We start from the raw sequence: 14,570 nt of genomic DNA on the forward strand, positions 1-14,570 counted from the left end.
CCCAAAATTTGTCTTCAGCGCATAAGGCCGAAATCAGTCCAGCTAGTCGCCTTGATATCGGCCTCACCGTCAGGGGACGTCCGGGCTGAGATGGTGTGGTCATAGGCTTCCGCACCGGCCATGACCTCGGCCAGGATGGCCTCGCGGTGCTGGTTCAGCGCCGGGGCAACCTGCGAGGATTGCGGGTCAATGTCGTGATAGGCAGACAGCTTGACCGGGTTGCCCGCCGTGCGGAACGGTTTGCCGCCCCGCCCCTCGACCTGAACGATCATGTTGCGCGACAGAAGCTGCGGATGATCCAGCAGGCGGTCAATCGTGTTGATCGGCCCGCAGGGAACGCCGGCCTCGTTCAGCAGGTCAAGCCAGTGTTGAACCGGCATCGTGCTGGTGACCGCATCAATCGCTGCAACCATCCTGGGCCGGTTCTGCACCCGCAGGTCATTGGTGGAAAAGGCCGGGTCCAGCGCCAGTTCGGGGGCGCCCAATGCGTCCGCCATCAGCAAAAACAGCTGGTCATTTCCCGCCGCGATGACAAAGCGTTCGTCCTTGGCCTGAAACGTCTCGAACGGCGCCAGAGACGGGTGGCAATCCCCGGTGCGGGTCGGAACCTTGCCCTCGACATCATAGCGCGCCAGCGCCGTTTCCATCAGCGCCGCCTGACAGTCGAGCATGCCGATATCAACGCGCTCGCCCTGAGCATTCTTGGTGCGTTTATACAGCGCCGCAAGAATGCCGATCACCCCGAACAGCGCCGCGCCCAGATCCCCAAAACTGGTGCCGACGCGGGCGGGCTGTTCACCGGGCCAGCCGGTCAGGCTCATCACGCCGCCCATGGCCTGCACCACCATGTCATAGCCCGGCAAATCCGACATCGGCCCGGAATGGCCAAAGCCCGAGATCGAGGCGTAGATCAGATGGGGGTGGGTCTTGGCCAAACGCTCAGGCCCATAGCCCAGCCTGTCCATCACGCCGGGGCGGAAATTCTCAACCAACACATCCGACGTGTCCAGCAACCGTTCCAGCAAATCTCGGTCGCGGGGCGATTTTATATCCAGAACGATGCTTTCCTTGCCGCGGTTAAAGCACATGAAATAGGCACTTTCCGCATCCACAAAAGGCGGGAAGGCCCGCGTGTCATCGCCGGTGCCGAATTTTTCAACCTTGATCACCCGCGCGCCCAGATCGGCCAGCACCATGGTGCAATAGGGTCCCGCCAGAACGCGCGAGAAATCAAGAACGGTGATGCCTGAAAGCGGCCCCCCTTCCAGTTTTTCAGCTTGAGCGTTTTGCATGATACCCCCGCTTCCCTGCAATCAACGCGCCACAGGCATGGCAAATTCTGCACCCTTCGAGATGCTTTCCGGCCAGCGCTGCATGATAGATTTCTGTTTGGTGTAGAAGCGCACGCCTTCCTCGCCATAGGCGTGCATGTCGCCAAAGAGGCTTTTCTTCCAGCCGCCGAATCCGTGCCAGGCCATCGGCACCGGGATCGGAACATTGACCCCGACCATACCCACTTGGACCTTACGGCCGAACTCGCGCGCGACATTGCCGTCGCGGGTGAACAGGCTGACGCCATTGCCGAACTCGTGATCGTTGATCAGCTGAACGCCCTCGGCAAAATCCCTGACCCGGACACAGGCCAGAACCGGCCCGAAAATCTCTTCTCGGTAGATCGTCATGTCGGGGGTGACATTGTCGAACAGCGTGCCGCCCAGCCAATAGCCTCCCTCGTGCCCTTCGACGGTATAGCCGCGCCCGTCGACAACCAGATCGGCCCCCTCTGCGGCCCCCTTGGCGATATATTGCGAAATGCGCTCATGCGCGGCCTTCGTCACGACCGGCCCCATTTCGGCGTCAAGCTCGACCCCGTTCTTGACCTTGAGGGTGCTCAGCCGCTCCTTGAGCATTGGCACGATCTTGTCGGCAACATCCCCCACCAGTGTCGCCACGGATATGGCCATGCAGCGTTCCCCGGCTGATCCATAGGCCGCGCCCATCAGGGCATCGACGGCCTTGTCCAGATCGGCATCGGGCATGACCAGCATGTGGTTCTTCGCCCCGCCCAGGGCCTGTACCCGTTTGCCGTGCCGCGCGCCGGTCTCGTAGATATAATTGGCGATGGGGGTAGAGCCGACAAAAGACACAGCCTTGACGTCCGGATGCTCCAACAGGGCATCAACGGCCACCTTGTCGCCCTGCACCACGTTGAAGACCCCATCGGGGAAACCGGCCTCTTTCATTAATTTTGCGTATAGCAGAGACGGCGTCGGATCGGTGGGCGAGGGTTTTAGAACAAACGTGTTGCCCGCAGCAATCGCCACCGGAAACATCCACATCGGCACCATGACCGGAAAATTGAATGGCGTCACACCTGCCACAACGCCCAGCGGCTGACGCAGGGTCCAGTTGTCTATACCGGTCGACACCTGATCGGTGAAATCGCCCTTCAGCAACTGCGGGATGCCGCAGGCAAACTCGACGATGTCAATGCCGCGCTCAACCTCACCACGCGCATCGGTAAAGACCTTGCCATGCTCGGCAGTGATCGCATGTGCAAGCTTGTCCTTGTTTTCCTGAACCAGATTGAGGAACCGGTTCATCAGCCGCGCTCGGCGAATGGCGGGCATTTCTGACCAGGCCGGAAAGGCTGCCTGCGCAGCGGCCACAGCGGTGTCCACGTCCTGAACGCTTGCCAAATCGACCCGTCCAGTTAGCGCGCCAGTCGCAGGATTGAACACGTCCTGTACGTTTTTACGCGTACCCGCAAAAGTTTTACCATTCATGTAATGGCCGATTTCAGTGGGTGTCATTTCAAGCTCCTGAACACTTTCGGCTTGTTTACAAAGGGAGACAGGAAAAAATCCAATGACTAATGACGCAAAGTATTATAATTGAAATTAATATGAGGCCGATCAACGATATCCGAATCCTCAATGCCTTTGTCGCCGTCGCACGGGAAGGCAACGTTTCGCGCGCGGCAGAAAAACTGCACCTCACGCAACCCGCGGTCAGCCTGCAGCTCAAACGCCTTGCCGAAGATACCGGACTGACACTGTTCAACCGCACCGCAAAAGGGGTCGAGTTGACACGGGATGGTGCCGCGCTTGTCGCAAAGGCCGAGAAGGTCCAGTCGGCACTAGGCGAATTCGGGCAAACAGCGCGCAGGATCAACGGTGACGTGCGCGGCACGTTGCGGCTTGGTACGATCGTTGACCCCGATTTTATCCGTCTGGGTCAATTCCTTGCCGCGCTGGTCGGTGGCTTTCCGGAACTTCAGACCAAACTTGTGCATGGCATGAGCGGCGAGGTCATCACGCGTATACTGAACAACGAGGCCGACGTCGGGTTCTTCCTTGGTGATCTGGAAGAATACGAGCCGGTCGACCACGGCAGCAGAACCGGCTTTTTCCATCAAAAAGAACTGACCCAATTCACCTACCGCATCATCGCGCCTGCCGGTTGGGGGAATCGGGTTTTGGGCAAGGACTGGCGCGCGCTGGCGGCGCTTCCCTGGATCGGAACGCCACCTGAGTCGGTCCATTGCCGGTTGCTAAAGAAGGTTTTTGCCGACAAAATCGTTGAACCCAATCAAGTGTGTCTCGTAGATCAGGAACCGTCGATGCTCGCAATGGTGCGGTCCGGTGTTGGGCTTAGCCTATGCCGCGAGTCGATCGCGCTGGAGGAAATGCAGTCACGGGCCATCGTTGTTTCTGACCAGGTCGCAATCAAGACATCCCTGCGCTTTGTGTCACTTGGGTCGCGCCGGGAGGACCCCAACGTCATGGCGGCTTTCGACGCGCTGGATGCGGTCTGGGGCACCAGCTGAACCCATGCGGGCCACGCCGAACCTGTCAGCGCGGCCCAATTGGTTATTCTGCGACTTCAAAATCAAAGCCGTCAGAGGCGAACATGAAGAACTCGCATGGCTCTTCAGACACGCAGGCCGTGGCATGTTTGGCCCCGGCGGCAACGGACCAGAATGACCCCGGGCCCATGACCGGCGGGTTTTCTTCGCCGTCAAAGGGGTTGGTCATCCTGCCCGAAATCACAATCGCCTCATAGGCGTGACTGTGCGTATGCATCGGAGTGATGAAATCGCCTGGAAAGCGGCCAAACGTACCTTGCGGCCCCTTTTGCAGGTCCCCCGTCACAACCGCAAACTGGATCGGGTCGGAGACGGTGAAAAACGCGCGCTGATCCTCTGGGACAATTTTATTTTCAACAGCACCTTCAGCCTGCGCGATACTGGCTAGTGACACAATGCAGAACAGGGCAGCCAGGGGAGTTCGGATCATATTTGGGCTCCTTTCAAGAGCATCGTTAGTTTCAGTGCGGCCAAGTTGCAGCGCAGTACCTGGATTGAGAATTGCAATAGGTCCAAATCTATATGCGCAAAATCCAGGCTTCTGGATTTCGCGCGTATTCAGTGGCAGACTTCCCGCATGGAAGATGCAATCAGCCCCGTTCTGCGCCTCGTTGGCGTCCAAAGCGCCGTGTATTTTCAGCGCGAATTCAGTGCGCCCTGGGGCATGGATGTCCGCGACACGGGATATGCCCAGTTTCATCTGATCGTCCAGGGCAAAGCCGTTCTGATTGATGACGACAACAATTTGCTCGAGCTCGGCACCGGTGACATCGTGGTCTACCCGACCGGTGCCGCACACCGGATTGCCAATTGTGCCGACACCCCGGCTGAGCCCGGGCAAAAGGTCGTGCAGGCGATCATGACCGGCAAACAGGTCTTTTCCGGTGACGGCACTGCAACCCGCCTGATCTGCGGTCATTTTGACTTTGACCTGGCCACGCGCCACCCGCTTTTGTCAGAGCTTCCCGAGTGCATCCTGCTTAAGGCAAGCGATGTATTCGGCCAGCAGCCGCTTGGCACTCTGCTTTCGGCGCTGATCTCGGAAAGCAAAAGTTCCGAGCTTGGGTCTTCCGTGGTCGCCGAAAAGCTGGCGGATACGATCTTTGTGGCGATCCTGCGCGCCTATGCCGTGCAATCCAAAAACGCGACCCGGTTTCTAGCCGCCTTGAAAGACCCAAGGCTCGCCCGATGCGTCGCTTTGATCCACCAGTCTTTCCCAAATGTGCCGTCCTTGTACGAACTGGCGCAAGTCGCGGGTATGTCACGGTCCAGCATCGCGTTTCATTTCCGCCGGGCCTTTGGTTTTGCACCCGGCGCCTACGCTACCAAATGGCGCTTGCTGCAAGCCGCAAAACGCCTGCGAAACAGCGACGACAACATCGAAACCGTGGCATCCTATTGCGGCTATGAATCGCCAGCGTCCTTTTCTCGCGCTTTCCGGAACCTGCACGGACAATCCGCCAGCAACTACAGGAAAGCAGCACGCTGAGATTTTTCGAGGTAGTTGCGTTCCAAAAATGTATACCCAGTTCAGCCTTGCAGGCATGCCTGATTTCTGAAAGCAATGTGTTCGCTTGGAGTGCAGCGACGAAATCTGTCTCCTAACGTTAATCCGCTGCGCGAACTGGCTATTGCCGGTATCAACTTTGCCTCAGGAATTCTCGACGGCCGCTCTCTCAACGCTTGCGCGAAGGAAGCCATTCTGCGCTGCCGAAAAACTGTCTCTGCATGCGCTTGCAGCGCGAATTCCAAAGGGCTGAAATGGGCTCGAAATCAAATTTCGCCGCTTGCAGTACGAACGGCGTCTGCCAAATGCGCGAATGTCTCGGGATTGGCCGACACGCTTACAAATCAAGCGCTTGGCCTTTTTGGAGAATAGCCGCTTTTATGCGACCCGGTGCCAGGGCCTTGCTGCATCGGCATCAGGCGGCTGTGAGCCCTCATTGTATATTTTCTGTACCGCGGCCAACGGCGGCTTTGGCCGTCGGCTCTTCGAGTGCACGTCACAGCACCCTTTCGAACACGTAGGCAAATGGCGATTTGGTATAGGCAATGCCTCGCCCTGATTTCATCAAGCTTTCGCGTGTAATCGTTTGCTCTTTCTTCGGCACCATGTAGCCGTCGAGGTTCTGATCAGTCACCCGGTAGCGTCCGTTTGCAGACGTGACGACCGCATTCAGCTTGAACCGTGGGTCGAGCGCTGCAAGCGCTGCGTCGCCATGGCTTGAATTCACCAGCAAATGCCCACCGATGCGCAGAAAGTGGCCGCAGGGTTCTGAGATGAACCCCGCATAGAGCGAGATCAGCAAATCAAAGCTTCCCGGCTCCAAATCCAAGGACCGATAGTCCCCATGCACGAACATGAACCGCCCACCGACGTTGCCGCCATGATCGCAAATGATCTGCCGCACTCCCTCGTTATCGGCAAAGAACGCTGCCGCCCGCTTGTCCATGTCCGCATAGGTGACGTCGTCGTAAACGAATGAGGGCGCAACATCGACGTAGTTGCCCGGATAAAGCACATGGCGAGCGGGCAGCGCGGCGTTCACCGCCTGAAACAGCCGCCAACGGTCGCCCTTGTGCTGATCATGCTTTTCCCACAGCGTCTTTGTCTTATCCTTCATTTTGAGTCCTGCGGCAGTGCCGCCCAACGTTCCATCGCAACCTCGTGGGCCATCATCTCCACGCAGAACCCGCCCTCCGAGACCGCCGCCGCTATGCCTGCAAAGCCCATCCGGGCATCCCCAACAACGTAGAGACCTGGGATATTGGTGGTGCCTGACGCAGCTGCAAGTTCAGACATGCCCCAATCATTTTCTTCTTGTGCGATAACCCCCAAACGTTCGGCAAAATCGGTCGCGGGCGACGAGAACTCCTCAACGACAAACCCGCTTTGACGCGCAATTTCGCGCCCGTCGTCCAAGACGACATGGGTGAGCGAGCCGCCTGTCGACCGCAGGTTCGCAACCTTGCCCTCTTCGATCGGAACACTCTTGGTTTGCAATTCTGCCTTTACCTTGGCGTCGAGCGAATTGCCGTTAGTGAACACGATCATATCGCGCGACCAAATCCGCATCATCGGAATAAAATGCTCGATCGCACCGTGGCCGAAAATGGCGAGCGCCTCGTCCGCATGCTCGAATCCATCGCAGAACGGGCATGGGTAAACCGATTTTCCGTAGACGTCCTCAATGCCAGGCAAGTCCAACTGGTCGAGGTTGTCCCGGTGACCCGTCGCAATCAACATGCGAGGTGCGGTCATTGTGGTGCCCTGCGCCGTCGTCGCGGAAAACCCTTCGGCTAAACGAGCGACGTCCGAAACACTGTCGGCGATGTAGTCCACGGTCGGGTATTTGCGCAGCTGATCTTTGGCCACCGCCAACAGCTCGCTCGGGTGTGCGCCATCGCGGGTTAAGAACCCATGCGAGGCAGTGGTCACAAGATTACGGGGGTTCTCGGCATTGATAAATGCGGTTTTCATGCGGGTGCGTCCGGCAATCAAAGCGGCGGATTGTCCGGCGGGCCCACCACCGATAATGATGAGGTCGTAGTGAAGGTTTGCCATGTCTCATTCCAGTCATATTGAAGGTTTCGTTGGCCTCAACATAGGCCCTCAGGCGGTGTTGCTTGAGAGCGTGGATTTGGGTACTATCGGCTGATCTTATGATTTTCGGAATTTCGTGTGACAGACTTTCAGCACCCCGAACCGCCGCATCCCTCTTGCTATGTGATCCATGAAAAGGGCGCCAGCACACACCCGACACCCGTCGCCGTGCATGCCGATCACGGGTTGATGTTTACCCGTGAGGGTTGGTTCACCATGGAGCAGAAATACGAAACGTTGTCCTTGGCAGGAAGCGTTACGATTGTTCCTGCCGGTGCGCCGCATCGGCCCCTGGCTGGCGAAAACCTTGACTATTGGCTCTTGGGATTTTCCGCAGGGGGCTTTGGGTTTGACGAGGCACAGGCCATCATGCGGCCATTTGCTGAGGTGCGCCTCGGGGCGTCCCCCGTTATCCATTTGGAAGAAGTGGCACAGACGCGTTTGCTGCGCTGGTTCGAAACCTTGGCGCAAGAAGCAGAAAACCAATCCGAGCTCACCGCAGAGGTGCAACGCAGCCTGATTACTCTCATCCTGTCAGAGGTCTCGCGGGCGATGCCAAAGGCAGATGAGGATAGGCAGCGCTCACCATTGGTCGCCACAGCACTGCGCTACATACAACGACACAGCCTTTCCCCTATCTCCCTCAGTGATGTGGCGTCGGCGGTTGGCCGCACCGCGGCTCATGTTGCGGCTGTCGTCAAATCCGAAACCGGTTTTACGGTCGGCACTTGGATCACGTCCGCCCGCGTCGCGAAGGCCGCGCAGCTTTTGCAACACTCGGACATGCCCGTGGATCAGATTGCCCCACACATCGGATGGCAGGACACGACCCATTTCATCCGTCAGTTTCGAAAAATCTATGGTATGACCCCTGCTGCTTGGCGCAAGAAGCAACGAGTGCGGGTGTAGTCGCTGGTGCTGAGTTCTCCTTTGTGGACATTGGCGCACCCGCAGCGAAAGTTCACTCTGTCCGCGACTTGTAAATTCGACGTTTGATCCTCGCTGCGGATTGCATGAATGACCGTTCCTTCCGCTGCACAGCGGCACCGTAATTTTCGCTCATGCGGCAATTTTCGCGCTGCGAGCGCGCGCAGCAAAAATTTGAGACTTCCGGTGTGGGCTCAGAGCCGTCCGATGCCACCGCAGCGCGGACCTGGCTCCGGACCGCATGAGACCGGCCTTTCAGGACAAAGGCCAAGCTCCTGATATCTTAGTGAGCCGGCCATTCCTCAGACATCCGTGCTTTGGCAGGAGACATTCGTGACGCAAGCGGCGAATTCTGACTGCGAGCCCACAGCAGAAGTCTTCAAAATATGCTGCGGGTGCACTCAGCACGAAAATCGCTGCAATCGCTCGGTCTGGTGCGCCGCGCGGCGGCAGAGGTCGCTGCCATTCGTTCATCGCGCAGCGACAAGTTCAACATCAATTAACGACTCGCGGACTAAGCTGCCTTTCGACGCGCATGCATAACCCAAGCAAAGTCAAATGGCCATTCTGTGCGTTGGACAGCAAGCGGTCGTTGGCCGCAGGACGTAAAGCAGTGAGCCCAAATGATTGCTCGCCAAATCTAAGAATAGGGATTTTTGAATTCCTCGCTTGGCATCGTGGACCATGTGATTTGATACTTGATACCAAGTTGTCCAATTAGGTAGTTTTTGCGAAGTCATCATCAGTTGATCGAGCGTGCAGCGTCACAGATTGAAAGCTGTGGCGAACGCCTCGGGCAGGGATGTTTTGAGGGACGATAGGTTTCTTTGCAAAGTGGACGCCTTGGCCGTGCCAATCAACACCGAAGCAGTCAGATCATAATGTTTGGCAAACAACAGTGCTGAGGTCGCCAAGGGCAGGCCCAGCCCCTCTGATGTGGTTTGCAAACCAGACACCTGCGCAAGGATTTCGGAACTGGCCGGCGCATAGTCGTAAGTTGCACCCTCCACTGCTCCCGTTGCCAAAATTCCGGAATTGAAGACACCTCCCAGTACAAGACTGGTTTCTGCCTCACGGCTTTTCTGTGTCAACTGTTCCTCGGCGGAGCGATCCAACAAGGTCAAACGACCCGCCAATAGGATCACGTCGAGTGGCCCGTGCTGCATCACCTCCAAGCAAACTTCATTTTCATTCACCCCAAGTCCAAAGGCGCGAATGCGCCCTTTTTCTTTCAGTTGCACAAGACGTTCGTAGCCGCTGTCCAGAAAGGCTTCTAAATGTGTGTCGTTGCGTACGCCGTGGGTGTAGCGGCCTAAGTCGTGCACAAAGGCAATATCGATCATCGTGGTGCCCAAACGTTCCAAGCTTGTTTCCAGTGAGGCTTCGATGCCGTCGCCGGAATAGTCATAACGGACGTCATTGGGCAGCGGATCGATGAAGCCATCGGCCTCAGTCATTGTGTGTCCGGGTGATAGCACGCGCCCAACTTTGGTGGAGAGAGTGTAACTGCCGCGCGGCTTGTGTCTCAGGAAATTTCCCAAACGCTGTTCTGACAGGCCCCGACCATAGTGCGGCGCAGTGTCAAAATAACGGATGCCTTCTTGCCATGCGGCGGCGATCACATCCTGCGCTTGGACATCGGATACCGCGTGATAAAGATTACCAATGCTGGCGCAGCCAAAGGAGACTTCGGTCACGGTTACGTCGGTTTTGCCGATGCGGTTGGTCTTCATGAGGAACCTATTGGTTTGATTTCGGAACAGCGTGTGCAGCTTACACCGCGGGATTGGACCACACCCGGAAAAATCCGGGTGTGGCAGGCGTTTATTCCGCCGCCATGGATGATTGAAAGCGATAGGTCACAATCGAATCTGGCTTCATTTCAATCGAAAACCCTGGATTGGTTGGAGCGCGATAAGCCCCATTTTCGACCACACAGGGGTCCACAAAATGCTCGTGCAGATGGTCAACAAACTCGATGCGCTTGCTGTCCTTCTCTCCGGTGATCGCAATATAATCGATCATTGAGAGATGTTGCACATATTCGCATAAACCCACGCCGCCAGCATGTGGCCAAACCGGCAAGCCGAACTTAGCGGCCATCAGTTGTACGGCTAGCACCTCGTTAAGCCCGCCCAAGCGGCAGCTGTCGATCTGAACAAAATCAATGGCCTCATGGGCAATAAACTGTTTGAACAGGATGCGGTTCTGGCACATTTCACCGGTTGCCACTTTGATCGGCGCGACCCCGTCGCGTATCTTGCGGTGGCCAAGCACGTCATCCGGGCTTGTGGGTTCTTCGATGAATAGCGGATTGGCGAATGCCAGTTCTTTGACCCAATCGATGGCCTGATCTACTTCCCAAACCTGATTGGCGTCGATCATGATGTTGATGTCATCGCCCAGCTCTTCGCGGGCAATGGTCAGACGACGGATGTCATCCTGAAGATCATGCCCCACTTTGAACTTGGTATGGGTAAAACCAGCCTGCCGTGCCTCTCGGCACAGGCGGCGGAGTTTTTCATCTGAATAGCCCAGCCAACCAGCCGATGTGGTATAACACGGGTAGCCTTCTGCTCTAAGCTTAGCGATGCGGTCCGCTTTGCCGGGTGCGGCTTTCCGCAGAATCTCCAGAGCTTCATCACGCGTAAGCACATCGCTGAGGTAACGGAAGTCGACCAAAGAAACGATTTCTTCCGGAGACATGTCGCCTACCAATTGCCACACAGGTTTGCCCGCTTCCTTTGCAAGCAAATCCCACACGGCATTAACCACTGCGCCAGTGGCAAGGTGGATCGCTCCCTTGTCAGGCCCGATCCAGCGTAATTGGCTGTCACCCGTCACGTGACGCCAGAACCGACCCATGTCTTCACGGATCCAGTCCAGTTCAACGCCAACCAGCAAATGCTCCATCGCCTGAATCGCGGCGACGCAGATGTCGTTGCCACGCCCAATGGTGAAGGTCAGCCCGTGACCTTCATGGGCACCATCCGTTTCCAAGACCACATAGGCGGCAGAATAATCGGGATCTGGGTTCATCGCGTCAGAACCGTCCAGCCCTTCCGATGTGGGGAAGCGCAAATCATGCGTGCGGATTGCAGTAACCTGAACCATTAACCCGCCACCACGTTTTGTATTTGCACGCCCAGACCTTCGATCCCCAGTTCGATTGTATCTCCGGGTTTGAGATAGGTTTCCGGGCTCTGCCCCATGCCCACACCCGGCGGCGTGCCGGTCGAGATCACGTCACCTGGCTGCAGGCTCATGAATTGTGAAAGATGGGAAATGACGGTTGCCACGTCAAAATGCATCGTCTTGGTGGAGCCATCCTGATAGCGGTGCCCGTTGACTTTCAGATACATTGCAAGGTTCTGCGGATCGGCAACGTCATCGCGTGTGACCAACCATGGCCCAATGGGCCCAAAAGTATCGCAGGACTTGCCTTTCACCCACTGACCAGAGCGGTGCAGCTGGAAGTCACGCTCCGACAGGTCGTTGACCACACAATAGCCGGCTACATGATCCAGCGCCTCTTCTTTGCTTACGTATTTGGTATCTTTGCCGATCACGACACCAAGCTCGACTTCCCAGTCTGACTTGACAGACGTACGCGGGATCTCAACGTCGTCGTAGGGACCGCTGATGGCGGATGTCGCCTTGAAAAAAATCACCGGTTCATCCGGTAAAGCCATGCCGGACTCCGCTGCGTGATCCGCGTAATTCAGACCGATGCAGATAAACTTGCCGACCTGACCGACACAGGCGCCGAGGCGTGGGTTGCCCTCAACCAAAGGCAGGCTCGTAGGATCGAGGTCACTTAGCTTGGTAATGCTCTCATCCTTCAGGGCGTCGCCTGCAACATCGCTGATCACTCCGGACAAATCTCGGATATTGCCATCTTGGTCCAGCAAACCCGGTTTTTCTGCGCCTCGCTCACCATATCGCAACAGTTTCATTTCTTGTTCTCCTAAAATTCTTATACGGACCAGCCGCCATCGATGGCGAAGGTCTGACCAGTGGTGAAGGCACTGTCATCGGATGCGAGATAAAGCGCCAAGGCGGCGATTTCCTCAGCGGTGCCGATGCGGCCCATGGGTTGGCGAGCGATGAAATCCTTCAGCGCCTGTTCATAGTTTCCGGTGGCGCGTAACCGACCGTGCATGGATGGACTGTCCACCGTTCCGGGGCAGATCGCGTTGCAGCGGAGGCCTTTGGTGACGTAGTCGGCAGCAACGGATTTCGTCAGGCCAATCACCGCACCCTTGGAGGCGCAATACGCGAACCGATTGGGCACACCTTTGATCGAAGAGGCGACCGATGACATGTTGATGATCGAGCCACCGCCATTTTCCAGCATCGCAGGCAGGGTCAGCTGGATGAGGCGGTACATCGCTTTCACATTCAGTTCGAAACTGAAGTCCCAGTCTTTCTCGTCACAATCCAGAATGGTGCCGTTGGCAACAAACCCCGCGCAATTGAACAACGCGTCCAATGCAGGCAGGTCGTTGGCGGCTTGCTTGACCGCGTCGCCGTCTGTCACGTCGAGCTTTAACGCGGTTACGCCGTCTATGGTCGCCAGTTCCGCCAAAGCATCGTCATTGATGTCACTTGCAATCACCTCTGCGCCCTCAGCGGCGAACAGCTCTGCAGTGGCTTGGCCAATGCCTTGGCCAGCAGCAGTGATCAATGTGGTTTTACCGGCCAAGCGGCCTTGTTTCATAGTCATCATCTCAATCCGTGTGAAAAACTTCTTCCATCATCGCCCATTGCTCTCCGTCTTTGCGGGTTGCGAGTGGCGACTGGCAGGGGTCGGTATGGGACCACCAATCCTGTGTGCGTGGGTCTTTGGCCATTTCCGCCATGTCGGCATCAAAGTCCGAGCCATGGTATTCCCAATAGCCAAACAGCAGGTTTTCCGGCTCACGCAGGAAAATTGTGTAGTTGCGAATGTTGCTGGTTTTGATCTGCGCCAGAACATCCGGCCAAACAGCGGCATGCAGCCGTTTGTAGGTCTCAATCATCTCTGGTTTGACGCCAATCACCATGCCCATACGTTGCATCATGCGCCCTCCTTGATTGTTTTTGGCTGTGCCATGCTATCAAGTCGCGCCCAGTCCCAATTGATGCCAAGGCCCGGATCATGGCTGACATGCGCCATGCCATTTTCAATCCGCAATCCCTCATGGGTGATCCTGTCCAGCTGAGGGATGTATTCCAGCCATTTCGCATTGGGCACCGCACAGACCAGTGGCAGATGCAGTTCCATCAAGAAATGTGGGCAGACCATGACGTTAAAGGCTTCGGCCAGATGCGCCACTTTCAGCCATGGGGTAATCCCGCCAATGCGGGCCACATCCACCTGAACAATGGAAGCTGCACCGAGCTGCAAATAGTCTTTGAATTGACTGAGAGAGTACATGCTCTCACCAACCGCAATGGGCACCGATGTTCGGTTGGCCAACTCGCGATGGGCGGCCACATCGTCGGCCTTCAGTGGCTCCTCGAACCAGCCGATGCCATAGTCCTCCAGCATCCGAGCCCGGCGAATAGCCTCTGAGAGGGTAAACCCCTGATTGCCGTCGGTCAGTATTTCATACCCCGGACCAACGGCGTCTCGTACCGCAGCAAGCCGCGCAGCATCTTCGGAGATATGCGGACGGCCGATTTTGATTTTGGAACCTTTGAATCCGCGCGCCTGCATGGCATGCGCATCCTCCACCAAAGCCTCCGAACTCAGGTGTAGCCAGCCTCCTTCCGTGGAATAAAGCGGGATGCTGTCCCGACTGCCGCCAGCCGCCTTCCACAATGGCAGGCCTTGCTTTCGACACCGAAGATCCCACAACGCAGTATCTATTGCCGCGAGTGCCAGAGAAGTGATCGCGCCAACAGATGTTGCGTGCGTTGCATAGAGCAGGTCACGCCAAATACCGTCGATCCGATCCGCATCCTGACCAATCAAACGGGGCAAAAGCGTATGCTCGAGCAGTGCCATCACCGATGGGCCACCAGTCCCGATGGTGTAGCTGTAGCCGGTACCGCTGGCGCCATCGCTGTCATAGATCGTCAGGATCGGTGTTTCCTGCGAGGCAAACGATTGGATTGCATCCACCCGTTCCACCTTGGGGGCAAGGTCCACCATGCGCAGCTCGATATGTGTGATGACTGCCATGG

The 14,570-nt window shown here is 56.9% G+C and carries 14 protein-coding genes; 3 read left to right on the plus strand and 11 right to left on the minus strand.

Going from position 1 to position 14,570, the window contains the following annotated elements; all coding sequences use genetic code 11:
- Positions 1-14: 14 nt before the first annotated feature.
- Both VWZ85_RS14260 and VWZ85_RS14265 read right to left on the minus strand, forming a co-directional pair.
- Positions 15-1,292 (minus strand): CaiB/BaiF CoA transferase family protein, encoded by a 1,278-nt coding sequence (locus VWZ85_RS14260; RefSeq protein WP_416535638.1) that lies wholly within the window; start codon positions 1,290-1,292, stop codon positions 15-17.
- 21 nt (positions 1,293-1,313) lie between these two features.
- Positions 1,314-2,813, minus strand: a complete 1,500-nt coding sequence (locus VWZ85_RS14265) for a CoA-acylating methylmalonate-semialdehyde dehydrogenase (protein ID WP_416535639.1) — start codon at positions 2,811-2,813, stop codon at positions 1,314-1,316.
- Positions 2,814-2,905: 92 nt separating this feature from the next.
- Here VWZ85_RS14265 and VWZ85_RS14270 point away from each other — a divergent pair, with 92 nt between their 5' ends.
- Complete coding sequence (locus tag VWZ85_RS14270; protein WP_416535640.1) at positions 2,906-3,829, plus strand: LysR family transcriptional regulator; 924 nt, start codon at positions 2,906-2,908, stop codon at positions 3,827-3,829.
- 43 nt (positions 3,830-3,872) lie between these two features.
- Here the strand turns inward: VWZ85_RS14270 and VWZ85_RS14275 are convergent, their stop codons facing one another.
- Positions 3,873-4,568, minus strand: a complete 696-nt coding sequence (locus VWZ85_RS14275) for a cupin domain-containing protein (RefSeq protein ID WP_416535641.1) — start codon at positions 4,566-4,568, stop codon at positions 3,873-3,875.
- Here VWZ85_RS14275 and VWZ85_RS14280 point away from each other — a divergent pair.
- The gene (locus VWZ85_RS14280; RefSeq protein ID WP_416535642.1) at positions 4,497-5,357 is read left to right on the plus strand and encodes a cupin domain-containing protein; all 861 of its coding nucleotides are present in this window, start codon (positions 4,497-4,499) and stop codon (positions 5,355-5,357) included. The genes VWZ85_RS14275 and VWZ85_RS14280 overlap by 72 nt on opposite strands.
- Before the next feature lie 514 nt (positions 5,358-5,871).
- Here VWZ85_RS14280 and VWZ85_RS14285 read toward each other — a convergent pair.
- Together VWZ85_RS14285 and VWZ85_RS14290 are read right to left on the minus strand one after the other, a co-directional pair.
- On the minus strand, positions 5,872-6,492 hold the full coding sequence (locus VWZ85_RS14285) for a hypothetical protein (RefSeq protein WP_416535643.1): 621 nt from the start codon (positions 6,490-6,492) through the stop codon (positions 5,872-5,874).
- On the minus strand, positions 6,489-7,433 hold the full coding sequence (locus tag VWZ85_RS14290) for an NAD(P)/FAD-dependent oxidoreductase (RefSeq protein WP_416535644.1): 945 nt from the start codon (positions 7,431-7,433) through the stop codon (positions 6,489-6,491). The genes VWZ85_RS14285 and VWZ85_RS14290 overlap by 4 nt, the downstream gene beginning before the upstream one ends.
- A 255-nt stretch (positions 7,434-7,688) precedes the next feature.
- Here VWZ85_RS14290 and VWZ85_RS14295 point away from each other — a divergent pair, with 255 nt between their 5' ends.
- Positions 7,689-8,381 (plus strand): helix-turn-helix domain-containing protein, encoded by a 693-nt coding sequence (locus VWZ85_RS14295; RefSeq protein ID WP_416550220.1) that lies wholly within the window; start codon positions 7,689-7,691, stop codon positions 8,379-8,381.
- Between the two features lie 782 nt (positions 8,382-9,163).
- Here VWZ85_RS14295 and VWZ85_RS14300 read toward each other — a convergent pair.
- The 6 genes from VWZ85_RS14300 to VWZ85_RS14325 form a co-directional block, all read right to left on the minus strand.
- Positions 9,164-10,132, minus strand: a complete 969-nt coding sequence (locus VWZ85_RS14300) for an aldo/keto reductase (protein ID WP_416535646.1) — start codon at positions 10,130-10,132, stop codon at positions 9,164-9,166.
- 91 nt (positions 10,133-10,223) lie between these two features.
- On the minus strand, positions 10,224-11,513 hold the full coding sequence (locus tag VWZ85_RS14305) for an L-fuconate dehydratase (protein WP_416535647.1): 1,290 nt from the start codon (positions 11,511-11,513) through the stop codon (positions 10,224-10,226).
- Positions 11,513-12,355, minus strand: a complete 843-nt coding sequence (locus VWZ85_RS14310) for a fumarylacetoacetate hydrolase family protein (protein ID WP_416535648.1) — start codon at positions 12,353-12,355, stop codon at positions 11,513-11,515. The genes VWZ85_RS14305 and VWZ85_RS14310 overlap by 1 nt, the downstream gene beginning before the upstream one ends.
- A gap of 20 nt (positions 12,356-12,375) precedes the next feature.
- Entirely contained in the window at positions 12,376-13,128 is a 753-nt protein-coding gene (locus VWZ85_RS14315) for an SDR family oxidoreductase (RefSeq protein WP_416535649.1), read from the minus strand.
- A gap of 1 nt (position 13,129) precedes the next feature.
- Positions 13,130-13,462: an L-rhamnose mutarotase gene (locus VWZ85_RS14320; protein ID WP_416535650.1), complete on the minus strand. Its 333-nt coding sequence runs from the start codon at positions 13,460-13,462 to the stop codon at positions 13,130-13,132.
- The gene (locus tag VWZ85_RS14325) at positions 13,459-14,568 is read right to left on the minus strand and encodes a mandelate racemase/muconate lactonizing enzyme family protein (RefSeq protein ID WP_416535651.1); all 1,110 of its coding nucleotides are present in this window, start codon (positions 14,566-14,568) and stop codon (positions 13,459-13,461) included. Before VWZ85_RS14325 ends, VWZ85_RS14320 begins: the two co-directional genes overlap by 4 nt.
- Between the last annotated feature and the right edge of the window lie 2 nt (positions 14,569-14,570).

The organism is Phaeobacter sp. JH20_29 (genome assembly GCF_048056175.1).
Lineage (GTDB): Bacteria > Pseudomonadota > Alphaproteobacteria > Rhodobacterales > Rhodobacteraceae > Phaeobacter > Phaeobacter bryozoorum.

Coding starts and splice junctions, on each gene's coding strand:
- VWZ85_RS14315 (WP_416535649.1), bottom strand. CDS start 13,128: ATGATGACTATGAAACAAGGCCGCTTGGCCGGTAAAACCACATTGATC.
- VWZ85_RS14310 (WP_416535648.1), bottom strand. CDS start 12,355: ATGAAACTGTTGCGATATGGTGAGCGAGGCGCAGAAAAACCGGGTTTG.
- VWZ85_RS14300 (WP_416535646.1), bottom strand. CDS start 10,132: ATGAAGACCAACCGCATCGGCAAAACCGACGTAACCGTGACCGAAGTC.
- VWZ85_RS14275 (WP_416535641.1), bottom strand. CDS start 4,568: ATGAAACTGGGCATATCCCGTGTCGCGGACATCCATGCCCCAGGGCGC.
- VWZ85_RS14270 (WP_416535640.1), top strand. CDS start 2,906: ATGAGGCCGATCAACGATATCCGAATCCTCAATGCCTTTGTCGCCGTC.
- VWZ85_RS14265 (WP_416535639.1), bottom strand. CDS start 2,813: ATGACACCCACTGAAATCGGCCATTACATGAATGGTAAAACTTTTGCG.
- VWZ85_RS14325 (WP_416535651.1), bottom strand. CDS start 14,568: ATGGCAGTCATCACACATATCGAGCTGCGCATGGTGGACCTTGCCCCC.
- VWZ85_RS14295 (WP_416550220.1), top strand. CDS start 7,689: ATGGAGCAGAAATACGAAACGTTGTCCTTGGCAGGAAGCGTTACGATT.
- VWZ85_RS14290 (WP_416535644.1), bottom strand. CDS start 7,433: ATGGCAAACCTTCACTACGACCTCATCATTATCGGTGGTGGGCCCGCC.
- VWZ85_RS14285 (WP_416535643.1), bottom strand. CDS start 6,492: ATGAAGGATAAGACAAAGACGCTGTGGGAAAAGCATGATCAGCACAAG.
- VWZ85_RS14305 (WP_416535647.1), bottom strand. CDS start 11,513: ATGGTTCAGGTTACTGCAATCCGCACGCATGATTTGCGCTTCCCCACA.
- VWZ85_RS14320 (WP_416535650.1), bottom strand. CDS start 13,462: ATGATGCAACGTATGGGCATGGTGATTGGCGTCAAACCAGAGATGATT.
- VWZ85_RS14260 (WP_416535638.1), bottom strand. CDS start 1,292: ATGCAAAACGCTCAAGCTGAAAAACTGGAAGGGGGGCCGCTTTCAGGC.